The sequence below is a fragment of the Flavobacterium sp. YJ01 genome (assembly GCF_029320955.1).
In the GTDB taxonomy this organism is placed as follows: Bacteria; Bacteroidota; Bacteroidia; order Flavobacteriales; family Flavobacteriaceae; genus Flavobacterium.
Window position 1 is genome coordinate 1653303 of the sequence record NZ_CP119757.1, and the last position, 17924, is coordinate 1671226.

The following is a 17924-nucleotide window of genomic DNA, read 5'->3' on the forward strand; positions in this document are numbered from 1 at the left end:
TTAGAAATGGAACTTCGACAGCTTAAATATTTTCTCAAAGCAAAAGAATTACTAAACTTTACAGAAGCTGCCTCCGCACTTTATATTAGCCAAAGCACACTATCACAACAAATTAAACAGTTGGAAGACGAATTACAAGTTCCTCTCTTTAATAGAATCGGAAAAAGAATTACACTAACCGAAGCTGGAAATTTATTTGCCGTTTACGCGCAGCAATCGGTAAATAAAGCTTCAGATGGATTTCAATTTATTAAAGACCTGAATAATCTTGAAACTGGAAAAATTGCTATCGGTGTAACTTATGCATTGCGCCACGTGGTTACTAAAGCGCTGATTTTATTTAGTTCAGAATATCCTAAAATTCAATTTGAAATTGTTTTTGGAACTTCTCAGGAATTAATCCAGAAACTGAATCATTTTGAGCTCGATGTAATTCTGACTTTTGAAGAAATCGCTTCAGAGGAACATTTCAAATACAGAGAATTATTTACGTCTCCAATGGCTTTGGTTATCTCAGCTGAAACTTCATTCACCAATAAAAAAAGCATTTCTTTGAGTGAAGTGAGTTCGTTGCCTCTCGCGCTTCCTTCTAGCGGTTTTAGCACAACACAATTTATAAATAAAGCTTTTAAAAAGGATAATCTCAATCCGAAAGTTACGATTGAAATCAATGATATTCCAACTTTATTAGAATTAATTAAAACAGGAAAATGGCACACAATCTTGACCAAAACAACAATTGAAAACGAAAAAGATTTACATGCGATTCCAATAAAAGGGCAAAATATGACACGAACTGCAATGCTTATTTCCTTGAAAGAAGTGTATGAGAAAAAAGCAGTTAAAGCCTTTTTGAATATGTTGATGGAGAATTTGAAGTGATTTTTGGAATTTAAAGTTTAAGGTCAAAAGTTTGTCATTTCGAGGAACGAGAAATCACACGCGCAAGTCCGCAAAGAAAAAGCGAAAATCTTTCTCGATCTTCTAGTGTGATTTCTCGTTCCTCGAAATGACAAAATTGGGCTAAAATATCACAGATTTGATTTTATGTCTGTTTATCGTAGAGACGCACCGCAGTGCGTCTAACACAATGTTTATCGATATACTAGATGTAGAAGCACTGCGGTGCGTCTCTACAGAAAATCTTTGTAACTACTTCAACTCTGCCTCAAAAGGCGAAGCAGGCAAATTTTCTTTATTGTATAAATTAGCATTATTAGGATTATCTGCCCAAGCATAACGAACTTTTACTGGATTTCGGACATCATTATTCCAAACAATAATTTTATTGCCTTCAATAATTGCTTTCGCCCAGACAAATTTTCCATCTGAACCCGCAACTGCAAAACCGTTTAAAATATTTCCTCCTTTGTTTATTAATCCAGTTCCAATTTCAGCAAAACTCAAAATAAGCTGATCTTCTTTCTTTTCCATTGATTTAAAAATTGGGCCAGAAGCAATTAATTTTTTTTCGCCATAAACGAATTTTCTTGCTTGAAGTGCCAATCTTTTTCCAACATCATATTTGTTTAAAGGATGAATATCATTCCATTCGCCCAAATCTATTGTCACTGCCAATCCTGTATTTTCAACTTTTAATAAATTGGATTGTTGTTGTCTCAAAGCCGCCCAACTGCTTTCTACAGGCTCCGATTTTGGATCCATGTAATTTGTGAGTTGAACAATTAAAAATGGCAATTTTTCTTGATCGAGTTGCGTGCGCCATGTATCAATTAAAGTTTCCATTAAAGAAAAATATTCTGAAGGTTTTTTGGTGTTCGATTCGCCTTGATACCATAAAACACCTTTTAACGGATAATTTTTTAAAGGCGAAATCATTGCATTATAAAGTCCAACGGGTTTCCATCTTACAAATGTTTGTCCAGGAAGGGGATTCATTTTCGAACCTAATTTATAGTTCCAATTTCCTTTTAAATCGATTGTTTTATCGCCAATAACTAACTCGTAAGGTTTATCGGCTACGAAACCGCCTCTTCCAGAATTGTTAATGACACGAACAGTAATTTCGTTTTTTCCCTCTTTTAAAAAACCAGCATTGAAAGAATAAATTCTCGGCGGGTATTGATACGAAGTTGTTCCCACAAAATTTCCGTTTACAAAAACAGAATCGGCATCTACAATTCGTCCTAAAATTAATTTTGCTTCATTTTCTTTTACTTTTTCTAAAACAAACTCTTTTTTAAACCAAACAGAACCGTTTACATTTCCAAGTTCTCCATCAGCCCAATAACCTGGAATTTTCATTGTTTTCCAATCGGAAATATCGTTTGTGTTTTTCCATTTATTTTGTAAACCCAAATCGGTTTGATTTACTAATTTATGCCAATCTGAACTTACTTTTCGATCATTTTCATCGATTTGTTTTTCGAGTTTCCCGTCTTTAAATTTCAGATATTCTTGATAATAGTCTGGAAACTTTTTAATTCCCTCTTCGTTAATCCAAGATTCAGCTGGAGAACCGCCCAAAGCACTATTTATTAATCCGATTGGAATTTTATACTTTTCGTAAATTTCTGTTGCGAAAAAATAACCAACGCCAGTAAATTGCAAAACGTTGTTTGGATTTGCCGAAATCCATTCGCCTGACGAAAAATCATTTCTTTCTTTTTCAAAATAATATTCATCTGGAACTAAAAATTGTCTAATATTCGAATTCTCCGATTTCGCAATTACATCTTTGTATTTGTCTTTCAATCTATCCATCGGAAGTTCCATATTAGATTGTCCAGAACAAAGCCAAACGTCACCGAAAAGAATATTTTTCAGCACAATTATATTGGTTGCTTTTAAAGTCATTTCGTAAGATCCGCCCGCTTTTTGTGACGGAAGCTGAATCGACCATTTTCCTTCTTCAGATGTTGTTGTATTGTACTTTTTTCCTTTAAAATCGAGTTCAATATTTTCATTTGCCGATGCCCAACCCCAAATATTGACTTTGGTATCGCGCTGCAAAATCATTCCGTCGCTTATTAATCTCGGCAATTTTATTTGCGCGCTGACGCTAAAGGTTATTAAAAATGCTAATATTATTTTTTTCATTTTAATACGTTTTTTTTGCCACGTTTTTTTTCGCCGCGAATTTCACGAATTGGCACTAATTCATATTTTGTCTGTAACATTACAATCTCACGAATTTTTTAATTTGTGAAATTAATGACAACTGCAAAAAAATTAGTGCCAATTCGTGAAATTCGTGGCAAAAAAACTACTCGTAACTATATAATTTTATTTTTTGGATTTCGTAATCGCCAACAGAAATTCTTAAATGTCTTCCTTGATGCGTTTGATCTCCGTTGAAATGTCTTATCGTTTTCCAAACTTCATTTTCAAATCTACCTTGATCGGTTTTTAAAATTCCAGCATTTAGATTTTCTTTTAAAGTTTTAAAAGTCACCACAATTCCGGAACCTGCAATATAAAATTCATCTTTAGCAATTTCAATAATAATCGCGCTTGACATTGGCCAAACCTCAGCTTTTGCTCCATCCGACCAATTTAAAGTATAATCATGTTTGAAAGTGAATTCGTAATTGCCCATTTTTATGATTTCCGTATTATTTTCTTTGTCTAAAAGAACGCCGTCGATTTTTCCTTGTCCTTTATATGATTCAATTGTTGGTGTTAATTGTTTTATCAAATCATAGATTTTGCCCAAAGGTTCTTTTTTTGCATCGGTAACAGATTCAATAGAAAATGGCGAAAAACCAATTGCTTCGTAATGACCAATTGCATACAAACCTTTAAATGGCGCGGTTTCATCAAAACGATGTTCGGGAATAAAAAGCGGATCGCCTTGACGCGTAAATAAATCATTCCATTGTTTGAAAGACGGATTGTAAAAATCTGGCGCTAAAAAATCTACAGCATTTCCCGCGGCTTTCCAAACATCCATAAGATGCGGTAACGGACCTGCGCTAGGATATTGTCCAGGCTTTTTTTCGGGTGCATTTAGTGCTGCATTTACAAACATTGGAATTGGATAAATGTCTTTTCCTGCTTTTGCAATTTTGTTTGTGAATTCTGAAAAATACCAAGCCATGAAAATTTCATCTGTATGAAGTCCTTTTCCAAAAACTTCTTCCCAGTTTCCTGATGTTTTAAATCCGTTTTTCTTCCATATTTCTAAAAATTCTGGAACCAATTTTTCTTTATTTTTTTGAAGATATTGCAACAATTCTTTTGGAACTTCTTTTTTAAAAGCTTCATTTGCCAAAGGATGATAATCGCGTGCAGTTGGCAGCATTCCGATTTCATTTTCAACTTGAATCATAATTACCGTTTGCTCTTTTTGATCGAATTCTTTAATATGATTAATTAATTTTTTGAAAGCATTCAAATCGGCTTGCAGGTTATTTTCGCTGAAAGGCGTTACAATTTCATGACTTTTATTTTTGTCGTCTTTTACTCTCGGGTATTTTTTCTGGTTTAATTTTACCCAAGCCGGCGCATGACTCGACATACTATTTTTCCAAGATCCAAACCAAAGAAAAACCAATTTTAAATTTTCTTTTCTCGCTCGAAGAATCAAATCGTCTACTAACTGGAATTCAAATTTTCCTTCTTCAGGTTCTATCAATTCCCAATAAATTGGTGTAAGAACGGTGTTGAGGTTCATGTCAACCAATTTTTGCCAAATCGTTTCCATGCTTTCCATACTTGTTGCTGAAGAATTTCCTAATTCTCCGCCGCGTATCAAAAATGGTTTTTGGTTTACAATTAATTGTGTTTTATTTCCTTTTTTTTGAAGATGAGGTATGTTTTGAGAAAACCCAAAATGCATTAAAAATAAGGCAATTAGAAGAAAACTTTTTTTGAGAATATGAAACATACTTTTTTGTTTTAATAGTAAAAATAAACAAAGCAGCTTTGTCAAAATTTAGAACTTTGACAAAGCTTTTTTGCTACTCAACAGATTTTAATTTATTAAGGTTTTACTAACTCACCCGAAAATCCTAAACTTACATCTTTTCCTGCAAGTCCGTCTGCTGCACCTTTGTATGCATGTTTACGAACATAGTTTGCATCCCAAAGATTTGGAGATTCATTTGGAAGCCAGTATTCATGTTCTTTTGCATTATCAGAAACGCCCCAAATTGTAATTCCGTACTGTTGCGGAACAGGAATGTATTTTTTGTACATATCGATTACGTATTGATACATTTCTGCTTGTGAAGCTTGTTGTGCTACTGTTGGCGTTGCAGTTCCTAATCTAATATCTAACTCTGAGATTTTAATTAATTTTCCTGAAGCTGCCAATTTTTGGAACATCTGAACAATTTTATCTTTATCAGTCGTTAAACCAATGTGCATCTGCGTTCCGATTCCGTCAACCGTTGCTCCTTTGCTTTCAATATATTTTACATATTCGATTATTCCGTCGCATTTGTCTAATCTCGATTCTAAGTTATAATCGTTAATAAACAATTTATCGGTTGCATTTCCGTATTGACGTGCCAATTTGAAAGCTGTTACAGCGTAATCTTTTCCAAGATATTTTACCCAAGAGAAATAGTCTGTTGCGGTGTCGCCTTCAGTTCCGTTTCTTAAAGTTCCATCTTCTTTCATTGGCTCATTTACAACATCCCAAGCAAAAACTCCAGTTTTGTAATGTGTCATCATTTTAGAAATCCAATCGGTCATGGCATCACCAATAATTTTAGTTTTCTCAGCATCTGTTTTTTCAATTGTAATTGGTGCTGTTGCTCCTCCGCCAGATGATGTTCCGTCGGTTACTAAAACATTGTCGATATAATAGGTTCCAGCAGCTCCTCCTAAATCGAAACCAAAACCAGTTTCTCCACCTTTTGCAGTGATTTTCCATTCTACTTGTTTCCAAGTAGTCGTTGTAGTTTGATCTCCTTGATAATTTGCTAATGATGATGGTGTCGTTGAGCATCTTACTGAACCAGCTGCTTCAGATCGAATCATATACGAAATTGTATAACTTTTTCCTGCTACTAATGCAGAAGTAAAAGTAGTCTGAACTTGAGTTCTCCATTGTTCTGTTGCAGTACTTGTAGCATTTACCACTTTCATTGATCCGCTTCCTTCGTAAACATTTGCCGCTCCAGTTCCTGCGCTCAAAGCATCTGCTGCACCATTTGCTCTGCTCCAACCAGTTATTCCAGAATTAAATGTTCCGTTAGAAACTAAATTAACTGGTCCAGTTGAAGCATCAAGATCTACAACAGCTAAGGTATTTGCATCAATTAAATAGGTTACGTTTGGTAAATATCCTAAATCTAAATTAAACTGAAACGTTGTGCTTCCTGTTTTAAAATCGCCTGGAGCCAATTTAATTTTAACTTGTTGCCAAGAAGAAGTTGTTGTGAAAGCTTCAGTTCCAGTTCCAGTATTCATCCAATCTTTAAATGGATATTGAGCATTTAAAGAAGCATTAAATGAAATACGTCCTTTCCCAGTAACATCAGATTTAATATAAAATGAAATCTCATAATTATGTCCTGCCACAATTGGCACATTTGGAGATATCAGCTGTAAATTATAAGCAGCGGAAGATGTGGCACTAGATGCCAATTGAACGGCTGCTGATGTACTGGTTAATCCAGAATTAGCAACAGTTGTAATTCCTTTTCCTGCATTATATCTTGCCCAACCCGTAAAGGTTCCATCTTTTATAGGAGCTAAGTCTAAAATATTAGTTCCGCTTGAGCCTGGAATTACCGTTGGTGCAATTATTCCGTTTAAATAACTTGCATTTTGATTGGAATGCCAAATTAAAGTATGTCCGAAAACTTTTAGTCCAGCACTCTTTGTAGCAGCGATAAAAGCATCAACATTAGTAAAATTAATTTCTCCTTTAGCATTTACCATTGCACCGTGCTTCATTTCGTAACCCGGTGTAACCTCATCAAAATTTTCATTTACGATTTTTCTATAATTGGCATCGCTCATGTATAAACTAATTCCGATTCCGTTTCCTAAAGAAAAATCAGAATATACTTTTAATGGCTCATAACGGCTAATTTTTTCTACTAAAGCTAATGGAAGCTCTGCGCCTGTTATTTCTCCGTGTTCTGGGTCTTTTCCCCACTCCATCAAATTATCATCGCATGATGACAAAATCATTAGTGATGAAGCAATTATTGGTATGATATATTTGTATTTCATTTTGTGGCTGTGTTAGTTAAAATCGTTGTAAACTGGCGTATCTAATGGTACAATTCTCCAGTTGTCTGTATACACTTTTACAGAAGTTGCTTTTGATGGAAATTCTACTGCGCTTTCTGTTCCTAGAACGTCTTTCATTTTTACATCGGCATTTTCAAACCAAATTCCAAAATTTTGATACGTTGTAGTTTCACGGTAAGTCAGAACAGTTTCGAAAGTAGCTGCTTCTTTAGACCACTGATAAAATTTATTTAACGGAATGGTTACAGTTATCCATCCTGTAGTCTGAAAAGCGACTGATTTTCCATCAACGAGCCACGGAATGTAATTGTAAACTCCTCCTGCCCATGTACCTGCATTAAAATTATTGACTGTACATATTTTTAAGTAACCAGAATCTTTCCACGCATCTGGCACATAGATATCAAACTGAAACGCTACTTTATCAAGAGGTGTACTAGCAGGAATAAAAGGAGTTAATTGCGTTCTCCAGTTATCTACGCCTGTTCCAGCTGTCCAAGCTTCTGTTGCTCGTCCAGTTGCTGGGGCGATAGAAGCAAGTCGTGCAGGACGATGTGGTACATATTTACCGTGCGAAGCATTTCCTGTACCAATTGTAGCTGATTCAAGATCTGCTGGTGCAATCATACCCGGAATTGTAGCTGTACTCCAAGATCCTTGAGTTCCTCTTCCATCAAAATCTAAAATAATTCCTCTTTTGCAGTTAAAATATGCTGGAGAATAAACACCTCCGTTTGAAGTTTGAACAAATAATGAACCTCCATTATCTGAAACGCCATTTGGAACTGTAACTATAAAGAATTCGCCATCTTCATCAGATGTAATTCCTGATGTTACTTCAACATTTCCTGGAAAAACTACTTTACTGACTTCTGTTAAGCCACTTCCTGACACGGTAATCGTTTCGCCTGGATTTGGCATTGTATTCGAAATGCTTGAAATAGCAGGTTTTCCTGAACGAATTTCAAATTTAAATGTGGTTTCGCTATTGTCATTTACAAAACGAATTGTATTTCTAACTGATGGATCTGCTTCTAAAATTGGCGTATCTGCTGAAACACTTACCAACATCGAATTATTAGATACAAAAACAACATTAAAATAGGTCGAATATCCGTTTATGTATACTTTCTTTAAACCTGTAAATCCTGAGCCTTCAATACGCAATAGCTGTCCTAAACGGGCAAAAGTAACTTCTCTATCTGGTACAGTCGAATTTACGTCTTCTAAAAATACTCTTGTGATCGTAATTGTTGCTCCCTCTGAATCGTTGTTGTCGCAAGAAGTAAACAACATACCGAAAACCATCATGCTTAAAATTGCAATTGGTGCCCAATACTTTTTATTTAAAATATATTTCATATTTATGTCTTTTAGTTTTTTATTTATGAAACTAGAATAAGTCTTTAATTTTCTCTTCTGTAAACTGATACGGAACAGGATTCTCTCTCAATAATGGATTCTGAACCAACTCAGATTCTGGGTAAGGAAGAAGGAAAATTGTCGCATCGATAACTCCAATGGCACGCGGACTACTGCTTCTTGCCGGATCTATAGAAACTGTATTAGTAGCAGCATCATAAAGAATAGGTTGAATTACACCTCTGTCTTGTCCCGTTACATAGTTAATTACTTCCTGCTGTTTGTAATAAGCTCTTCGTACCAAATCATACCAATATTGTCCTTCCATAGCCAATTCTACTCTTCTTTCATGTATAATATCAGCATAAGTTAAAGATGTTTTTGGAGTAAGACCTGCACGTGTACGCAATTTGTTTATGCCCTCTAAAGCTAAAGCATCTGAAGTGGAAGTATTGTTTCCTAAAGCGGCTTCTGCATAATTTAAATAAACTTCAGCCAAGCGTAGCATATTGGTATTCAAGGCAGAATTCATACGGGTAATTTTTGAGTTGTCTTTTGTGGATCCTACAACTCCTTTTTTAACGTTTACAAATTCTTTACTATGATTTACTGTATATCCGCCGTTGGACTTATTAATTTCTGGATAAAAATCATCATCAGCCATCCATGTCGCTCTTCGGCGAAGGTCTTTTGATTCGTATTCTTTTAAAACATCATACGATGCTCTTGTCCAATATCCCCAAGCGGCATCATCTCCAGTAATATCAGAACCTAATGCAAAATAAGCTTGTTGCGTATTGTTTACTCCAAAATCTCCATTTGGAACCCATTGCAGCGCAAACATCGATTCTGGATTATTGTTATTGTCAATCATAAATATATCTTCATAATTAGCCATCAAACTATATGGACCAGAAGACATTACTTTTTCTGCCGCTTTTTTTGCTAAATCAAGATATTGCTGATTTCTAGTTCCGCTGTTTGGATTATCGCTGATTCCTGAAAATGATAAATAAACACGAGACAACATTCCGAATGCGCTGTATCTTGTTAAACGCCCCGCTTGTCCAGCAGATTCAGGAAGGTATTTTGCTGCAAATTCTAAATCGCGGATAGAAAATTCGTAGACATCTTTTAGCGGATTTTTATTCACAATCGGATTTTTAACCAATTCTCTTGGATCTGTCGAGATAATTACGTCTCCCCATAATGAAGCCAAATACCAATAGGCAGTTCCTCTCATAAAACGAGCTTCGGCAATATATTTGTTTTTAATAGCATCGCTCATTGAACTTCCAGAAATTCCGATAATAACGTTATTCGATTGCTGTACAACATTATATAATGATCCCCAAGCCGAAACCAAAGGTCCTGTTAATCCTGTTTCTGTTAAATCGGTAAATGGATAAACGTAGTCTGAGAAAGGCGCATACATATTTGCTCCTCGACCATCTCCTAAACCGTAATAAAATTTATCATTAAAATCGAACCAAACCTTATTGTATAATGGTCCTGTTGCCGCCTGAAAATCAGATTCTGTTTTATAAAAATTTTCTTTTGTAATGACATCATTTGGTTCAACTTCTAAAAGATCACTGCAACTTGTCCAAACAAATGGCAATGCAATAATTAGAGCCGTGTAAAATATTTTCTTTGTTTTCATTGTGCAGTTTTTAGAAATTAACAGTTAATCCAAGTGTAGTTACCATAGGTGAAGGATAACGTCCGTTATCAATACCATTTAAAAGTTGGTTTTGATTGATTGCACCAACCTCTGGATCATATCCTTTATACTTTGTAAAAGTCAAAACATTCTGCATATTTGAGTATACTTTGATGTTTGAGATTCCGTATTTAGAATATAAATCTTTCGGAAGATTATATCCGATTGAAATATTTTTTAGCCTAACGAAAGATCCGTCTTCTACAAATCTGTTGCTCAAACGATAGTTAGAAGCAGATGATGCTGATGAAGCTCCGATTCTTGGCATATAAGGATCTCCGCCAACGATTTGAACGTTACGATAATCGTTTGGCCCGTTCGGATCAATTAATTCTAATTGCGCATATCCTAAAGCCGATTTTAATAAATTGGTATTTTCTCGAGGATTTTCTAACCAGCGTCTTTGATAGTTTAAAACATCATTTCCGTAAGATCCTGTAAACATAATTGCTACGTCAAAACCTTTGAATGAGAAATTATTGGTAAAACCGAAAGTAAAATCTGGATTAGGATCTCCGATATATCCAGCATCTTTTTCGTTGATTACACCATCTTTATTTACATCTTCAAACATATAATCTCCAATCCAAACTCCGTTTTCCCCAATTACCATTCCTTCTGGCAACGCTGTTGGTTTTACGGTTCCTGTTGCATCTTTATAATAGAAATCTGTTGCTTTTTCAAAACGTCCAATTACTTTATAACCATAAAACTGTCCTAATGTCTGACCAACTGCACTGCGCGTAACAACTGTTACATCTGAACCTTGCTGTAAAGTCTGATCGTAAACTCCTGATTCTGAATTTAATTTCAAGACTTTAAATCTATTCATAGAGATATTGAAGTTTGTTTTCCAAAGAAAATCTTTTCTCTCCATGTTGATTGTATTAATAGAAAACTCAAAACCTTTATTTTCAAGAGAACCAATATTTGCATAAGGCGGAGCTGTAGAACCTTGTCCTGTTGTACCTACATAGGCAGGAAGTGATAATCTTAATAATAAATCGTCTGTTTTCTTGTAATACACATCTGTTGTAATTTCGACTCTATTATTGAAGAATCCAAAATCTAAACCAATATTGGTTTGGTTCGATTTTTCCCATCTCAAATCTGGATTCGCCGTATTGGTTGCAATCTGACCGCTTCCCCAATTGGTTGCAGAAGTTCCGTAAACAGAAGTATAAGCATTGTTAGGCACGCTTGAATTTCCGGTAATTCCCCAACCTGCACGTAATTTTAGGTTATTAATAACGGTGTTGTCTTTTAAAAATCCTTCGTTTGAGATTTTCCACGCTAAAGAAGCAGATGGAAACCAATCCCATTTATTTCCGTCAGCAAATTGAGAAGATCCATCTCTTCTGATTGTTCCCGTTAAAAAATATCTATCATTAAACGAATAAGTTAATCTTCCAAGATAAGAACTAAGCGAATTTGTTGAACTTGCATTTGAGTTTCTAGCTGTTGTAGGATCTCCTGCATTTAAATCTGTTGCCCCATTTGTTAAATAACCTGAACGGTAGCCATAAAGATTTTCCCAATTTCTTTCCTGAAGCTCTTGAGTAAACATTGCATTCACATTATGTTTTCCAAATACTTTATTATAAGTCAGCGTATTGGTCCAAATCCAGTTTTCGCTAGTAGATTTTGTTCTTGATCCCTCTCTAACTTCATTTGATAAAGCTCCAAAAGTGTATGACGGATTAAAAGTATATCTATTTCCAAAACCTAAATCTAAAGAGTATTGTGTTCTAAGTTTTAAGTCTTTTGTAAAACTAATTTCTGCATAAGCATTTCCTCTAAAACTATAATCTTTTCCGTAATTATCTTTCAACATCGCAATTCCTAACGGATTGGTTTGAACAAATTCAGTTGTATCTGGTCCGTCAAAAGATCCATCTGCATTTCTTGCCGCTACGTTTGGCGTTTGCTTCAAAGCGATTAAAATTACCGAATCATCTGTAACTGTAGTAACTTGGTTTGTTTTAGATAAATTCATGTTCACTCCAACCTTAAACCATTTTTTAACCTGAGAATCAATTACGCCTCTAAGAGTTAGACGATCAAAAGAAGATCCAATTACCGTTCCTTCTTGATCAAAATAAGACATTCCTAATGCGTAAGTAGTAGTATCAGAACCTCCAGAAGCAGATAAATTGTAATTTTGAATTAAACCTACTTGAAATAATTCGTCTTGCCAGTTTGTTCCTTCTCCTAATAATTCTGGTCTAATAAAAGTATTATCACGTTGTACAATTCCTAAATCTGCACGAGTATTTTTTAGTGTTCCATATTCTCTAAGATTTAGGACTTGCAATTGTTTTGGCATCTGCTGCCAACCTACATAACTATCAAAGTTTAAGGTTAAATCTCCTTTTTTTCCTGTTTTGGTTGTCACTATAATTACCCCGTTTGCAGCTCTAGAACCATAAATTGCAGTTGCCGAAGCATCTTTCAAAATATCGATGGAAGCAATATCATTTGGGTTAATTCCTGCAAGCGGATTTATATTTATAGAACCCGAATTACCATCTATAATTACACCATCAATTACATAAATTGGTTCGTTTGAGCCAGTAATAGAACTGATACCACGAATACGCACAGAAGAACTTCCTCCAGGAGTACCGGTATTTTGCTGTATTTGTACACCCGCCGCTCTACCTTGCAAAACCTGATCGATCGTTGTAGCAACAGATTGTGTAACAGCCGAACTTGATATAGAAGAAATAGCTCCTGTTAAATCTGCTCTTTTCGCCGTTCCATATCCAATAACAACAACCTCTTTTAAGTCGTTTAGATTTTCTTCTAACAAAGCATCAATTTTAGTTTTATTGTTTACTGCAATTTCATACGGTTTATAACCGATGAAACTAAAAACTAAAGTGCTGTTGGCAGGAATAGAAGTAAGCGTATATGTTCCGTCAAAATTAGATACTGTACTTGTTTTGGTTCCTTTAACGATAATATTTACACCAGGTATTGGTCCGCTACTATCAGATACAGTACCCGAAACAGTAATTTGCGCATTTACCGCAGCAGAAAATACCAGCATGAGAATTAAGAACCCTAAATTCTTAAAGTATTTAGATCTGCTTTTAGTAATTAAAAAGTTAGTCATAAATAATTGGTTTAATTAGTTAATAGTATGGTTTAGTTAGTTTCTTGTTTATAGAGTTATGTCATTTTTATTTACTGCAAATTCAAACGACTTATACCCTTATTGTCAAAACAAATATATGTAAAAAACAACAACACACAATCGGTTGCGTTAATTTTTTTTATCAATTTCAAAAAAACATCGTTCAAAAAAAACATTTTAAACATTTAAAATCAAAAAACATTAAACAATCATCAAAAACAAGATTCCGAAGAGCGAAAACGTTAGAGATAATAAATAGATTACTTCAAATTCTTAAAAAAAACATAAAAAGTTAAAATTTATAATTTTTTAGAAATTCACTAAAACGTTATCGTAAAATGATAATATCAACAATAAATGCAAATTTATCATCATCCCTTGTAAAATAAGGCAGTAAGACGCTTATCTTCTAAAAATCAAGCAACTAAACTCTAAACAATATATTTCTTACAAAGTCATTAAAGAAACAATCGGTTGCTTATATTTCAAAAAAAATCCCCTCAAAATTGCTTGAGGGGATTTAAAAATTATTCTTAAAAAAAGAATTCTAAAACTATAAATTCATCTTTTTAGCATCTTCAACAAATTGTTTTAGTCCAATATCAGTTAAAGGATGTTTTAGCAGACCTTTTATTGCAGAAAGCGGTCCTGTCATAACATCTGATCCAACTTTGGCACAATTTACAATATGCATGGTATGCCTTACTGAAGCAGAAAGTATTTGCGTTTGGTAATTGTAGTTATCGTAGATTTCTCTGATTTCAGCAATTAAATGCATTCCATCAGTAGAAACATCATCTAAACGTCCTAAAAATGGAGAAACATAAGTCGCGCCAGCTTTAGCCGCTAATAAAGCTTGTCCCGCAGAAAAAACTAATGTAACATTTGTGCGAATTCCTTTTGAAGAAAAGTATTTACAGGCTTTTACACCGTCACCAATCATTGGTAATTTAACCACGATTTGAGGATGCAAAGTGGCTAATTCTTCTCCTTCTTTAATCATTCCCTCAAAATCAGTCGAGATTACTTCGGCAGAAACATCTCCATCAACAATATTGCAAATATTTAAATAATGTTTCAGGATATTTTCTTTTCCTGTAATACCTTCTTTTGCCATTAAAGACGGATTCGTGGTTACACCATCTAAAACGCCTAAAGCCTGCGCTTCTTCAATATCATGAAGATTAGCAGTGTCAATAAAAAATTTCATAAGTTTTTTGGTTTAAGTTAAAAGTGGTTTTGCGAAAAAAAACTTTGTCAAAGTTTTAAACTTTGACAAAGTTCTCTGCATCTTGTAGTGAGTGAAAAATGTGCATTTCGATTGATTCTGCTCTTCAAAAAACCTTCAATAAAAAATACTCACTTATTATTTTATCAAACTGACTTTTTATTCGTTTCGATTTTCAAAAAATAGTAACTAAACCTTCAATCTATTTTTCGTAAATCTCAATGTAAAAAAGCCATAATCTTAATACACATTTTCGAAGTTTTTATTTAAAAACGTTTTATAACTATCATATCATAATTTATTTTCAGATAGTTTCTCACTAAAAAAAATTTAAACACATAGAAACATAGATTCACTTCATCTATAAAAGGCGTTTCACTAGTTTAAATACACATAGCTATGTGTGAAAATCTAGATTTTCTTTCATCTCTTTTCAACAAATCAAAATCTATGTTTCTATGTGTTTAATTAATCTAAATCAATTAAATGTATTGATTGATGATATTTTCAAACAATTCTTGTTTACCGCTTTGAAGATTTAATTCTCCATTTTCGTGAGCGATAGTATAAAGATCTTTAAGATTTAATTTTCCATCAGCAAAATCTTTTCCTTTTCCAGAATCGAATGAACTGTATCTTTCTGTTCTTAATTTTTCGTAAGGAGAAGAAGTTATGATTTTATCGGCAGTCAATAAAGCTCTTGCAAAAGTATCAGCTCCACCAATGTGCGCTAAGAAAACATCTTCTAAATCTGTAGAGTTTCTTCTGATTTTAGCATCAAAGTTAACTCCTCCGCCTTGCAATCCTCCAGCTTTTAAGAAAACTAACATTGCTTCAGTAGTTTCTTGGATGTTATTTGGAAATTGATCTGTATCCCATCCGTTTTGGTAATCACCTCTGTTAGCATCGATACTTCCTAACATTCCAGCTTTTGCAGCCACTTCTAATTCGTGTTGAAAAGTATGTTGTGCCAATGTCGCGTGGTTAACTTCGATATTGATTTTAAAATCTTTGTCTAAACCATAGTTTTTTAAGAATCCAATTGCAGTTGCAGAGTCAAAATCGTATTGGTGTTTTGATGGCTCCATTGGTTTTGGCTCGATAAAGAAAGTTCCTTTAAAACCTTGAGATCTTGCATAGTCTCTAGACATTGCTAAAAATTGTGCCATGTGGTCTAATTCTCTTCCCATATCTGTATTTAGTAAAGACATATAACCTTCTCTACCTCCCCAGAATACGTAATTTTCTCCACCTAAAGCAATTGTTGCATCAAGCGCTAATTTTACTTGTCCTCCAGCTCTTGCCACAACATTAAAATCAGGATTTGTAGCTGCTCCGTTCATGAATCTTGGATTTGAGAAACAGTTTGAAGTTCCCCAAAGCAATTTAATTCCAGATTCTGCTTTTTTCTGTTTTAAATAATCTGTAATAAAAGCCAAACGTTTTTCTGATTCTGCGAAAGTTGCTCCTTCAGCAATCAAATCGTAATCGTGAAAACAGAAATAATCGAATCCCATTTTGCTGATGAATTCAAAAGCAGCATCTGCTTTATCTTTTGCAGCTTGATAAGGATCTGATGAAGCGTCCCAAGCAAATTGTTGCGTTCCTGGCCCGAATGGATCGCTACCTTGTCCACAGAAAGTATGCCAGTAAGCAATTGCAAATTTAAAGTGCTCACGCATTGTTTTTCCAGCCACAACTTGGTCTGGATTGTAATATTTAAATGCCAAAGGATTGTCAGACTCTTTTCCTTCAAATTTAATTTGGCCAATACCTTTGTAGTATTCTTTATCTCCTAAAACTATCATTTGATTTTTTTATTTATTTGTTAATATTAATTCTAATTCTTTTTTCCATTTTTGATATGCCGCTTCGTATTCCTCTTTGTTTTTCAGAGGCAAAAAGGTCATTACATGATCGTTTGTTGTAATTCCTGATCCAAATTTTTCAAAGTCACCATCTGTCAAGCCTACTGCTCTGGCCGCTCCTACTGCTCCAGTTGTATTGTAAATTTCTATTTCATGCCCAATTAATGTTGCAACTGTATTAGAGAAAATTTCCGAACGGAATAAATTATCATTTCCAGCTCTAATGACATTAATCGTCGCATTATCATCTTTCAGGCATTCCATTCCGTAAACAAAAGAAAATGCAATTGCTTCCAAAGATGCTCTAAATAAATGCGCGTTGGTATGAATATTAAAATTCAGGTTTAAAATATGAGATCCAATATTTTTATTATTGAACATTCTTTCGGCTCCATTTCCAAACGGAATGACAACCAATCCTTGCGAACCTACATTTATCTGAGATGCTTTTTCATTCATTTCTTCATACGACTCATTTCCGATATTGTTTCGCATCCATCGGTATTGGATTCCTGCTCCATTTATATTCAGTAATTTTCCAACTCTCGGATTTGATTCCGTGTAATTCACATGAACAAAGTTGTTTACACGAGTACTTTTTCCTGAATTTGTTTCTGTAACAGCATAGAAAACGCCTGATGTACCACCTGTTGCCGCAACTTCTCCTGGACGAAGCACATTTAATGACAACGCATTATTTGGTTGATCTCCTGCTCTGTACACGATCGGAATTCCAGCCGGAAGACCAGATTCTGCCGAAGCTTTTTCTGTAACAACTCCTTGATTCGTAAAATTTTCTACAATTTTCGGCGTCAATGAAGTATCAATTCCGTAATATTCTAAAAGCCAATCGGCTACTTTATTTTCTTTATAATCCCAAAGCATTCCTTCAGACAAACCGTTTTTAGTTGTCGTTACTTCGCCTGTCAACTTCAATGCGATGTAATCTCCCGGAAGCATATATTTAGCAATTTTATTGTAAACTTCAGGTTCGTTTTCTTTCACCCATTTTAGCTTTGAAGCTGTAAAATTTCCTGGCGAATTCAATAAATGCGACATGCATTTTTCTTCTCCAATTTCGGCGAAAGCCTTATTTCCAATTTCAACCGCACGGCTATCGCACCAAATAATAGAGTTACGAAGTGCATTTCCGTCTTTATCCACAATTACTAATCCATGCATTTGGTACGAAATGCCAATTCCCTGAATTTTAGAAGCGTCGATATTCGCTTCTTTAATTGCTCTTTTCGTTGCCGTACAAATGTGCTGCCACCAAATTTCAGGATCTTGCTCTGCCCAATCTGGGTGAATTGAAAGGATTTCCATTTCGTTCTGCGGTTCATTCAAAACGATCACTTTTTTACCCGTTTCAGCTTCTACCAAGGCTGCCTTGACAGAAGAACTTCCAATATCATATCCGATATAATACAT

The 17924-nt window shown here is 34.6% G+C and carries 10 protein-coding genes; 1 reads left to right on the forward strand and 9 read right to left on the reverse strand.

The window, feature by feature from the left end; all coding sequences use genetic code 11:
- Window positions 1-6: 6 nt before the first annotated feature.
- Complete coding sequence (locus tag P0R33_RS07310; RefSeq protein WP_276174829.1) at window positions 7-882, forward strand: LysR substrate-binding domain-containing protein; 876 nt, start codon at window positions 7-9, stop codon at window positions 880-882.
- 270 nt (window positions 883-1152) lie between these two features.
- On the opposite strand, the gene P0R33_RS07315 is transcribed toward P0R33_RS07310, so the two are convergent.
- The 9 genes from P0R33_RS07315 to P0R33_RS07355 form a co-directional block, all read right to left on the reverse strand.
- On the reverse strand, window positions 1153-3060 hold the full coding sequence (locus tag P0R33_RS07315) for a sialate O-acetylesterase (RefSeq protein WP_276174830.1): 1908 nt from the start codon (window positions 3058-3060) through the stop codon (window positions 1153-1155).
- Between the two features lie 166 nt (window positions 3061-3226).
- A complete protein-coding gene (locus tag P0R33_RS07320; protein WP_276174831.1) occupies window positions 3227-4849 on the reverse strand; it encodes a DUF5597 domain-containing protein in 1623 nt (540 codons plus the stop codon).
- A 95-nt stretch (window positions 4850-4944) separates the two neighbouring features.
- Window positions 4945-7152 (reverse strand): endo-1,4-beta-xylanase, encoded by a 2208-nt coding sequence (locus tag P0R33_RS07325; protein ID WP_276174832.1) that lies wholly within the window; start codon window positions 7150-7152, stop codon window positions 4945-4947.
- 12 nt (window positions 7153-7164) lie between these two features.
- The gene (locus P0R33_RS07330) at window positions 7165-8535 is read right to left on the reverse strand and encodes a glycan-binding surface protein (protein WP_276174833.1); all 1371 of its coding nucleotides are present in this window, start codon (window positions 8533-8535) and stop codon (window positions 7165-7167) included.
- Between the two features lie 31 nt (window positions 8536-8566).
- Complete coding sequence (locus tag P0R33_RS07335) at window positions 8567-10198, reverse strand: RagB/SusD family nutrient uptake outer membrane protein (RefSeq protein ID WP_276174834.1); 1632 nt, start codon at window positions 10196-10198, stop codon at window positions 8567-8569.
- Window positions 10199-10208: 10 nt separating this feature from the next.
- Window positions 10209-13376, reverse strand: a complete 3168-nt coding sequence (locus P0R33_RS07340; RefSeq protein WP_276174835.1) for a TonB-dependent receptor — start codon at window positions 13374-13376, stop codon at window positions 10209-10211.
- 574 nt (window positions 13377-13950) lie between these two features.
- Window positions 13951-14607, reverse strand: a complete 657-nt coding sequence (fsa, locus tag P0R33_RS07345) for a fructose-6-phosphate aldolase (RefSeq protein WP_276174836.1) — start codon at window positions 14605-14607, stop codon at window positions 13951-13953.
- A gap of 500 nt (window positions 14608-15107) precedes the next feature.
- Window positions 15108-16433, reverse strand: a complete 1326-nt coding sequence (xylA, locus tag P0R33_RS07350; RefSeq protein ID WP_276174837.1) for a xylose isomerase — start codon at window positions 16431-16433, stop codon at window positions 15108-15110.
- A gap of 9 nt (window positions 16434-16442) precedes the next feature.
- Window positions 16443-17924, reverse strand: a complete 1482-nt coding sequence (locus P0R33_RS07355) for an FGGY-family carbohydrate kinase (RefSeq protein WP_276174838.1) — start codon at window positions 17922-17924, stop codon at window positions 16443-16445.

Coding starts and splice junctions, on each gene's coding strand:
- P0R33_RS07310 (WP_276174829.1), top strand. CDS start 7: ATGGAACTTCGACAGCTTAAATATTTTCTCAAAGCAAAAGAATTACTA.
- P0R33_RS07315 (WP_276174830.1), bottom strand. CDS start 3,060: ATGAAAAAAATAATATTAGCATTTTTAATAACCTTTAGCGTCAGCGCG.
- P0R33_RS07320 (WP_276174831.1), bottom strand. CDS start 4,849: ATGTTTCATATTCTCAAAAAAAGTTTTCTTCTAATTGCCTTATTTTTA.
- P0R33_RS07325 (WP_276174832.1), bottom strand. CDS start 7,152: ATGAAATACAAATATATCATACCAATAATTGCTTCATCACTAATGATT.
- P0R33_RS07330 (WP_276174833.1), bottom strand. CDS start 8,535: ATGAAATATATTTTAAATAAAAAGTATTGGGCACCAATTGCAATTTTA.
- P0R33_RS07335 (WP_276174834.1), bottom strand. CDS start 10,198: ATGAAAACAAAGAAAATATTTTACACGGCTCTAATTATTGCATTGCCA.
- P0R33_RS07340 (WP_276174835.1), bottom strand. CDS start 13,376: ATGACTAACTTTTTAATTACTAAAAGCAGATCTAAATACTTTAAGAAT.
- fsa (WP_276174836.1), bottom strand. CDS start 14,607: ATGAAATTTTTTATTGACACTGCTAATCTTCATGATATTGAAGAAGCG.
- xylA (WP_276174837.1), bottom strand. CDS start 16,433: ATGATAGTTTTAGGAGATAAAGAATACTACAAAGGTATTGGCCAAATT.
- P0R33_RS07355 (WP_276174838.1), bottom strand. CDS start 17,924: ATGTATTATATCGGATATGATATTGGAAGTTCTTCTGTCAAGGCAGCC.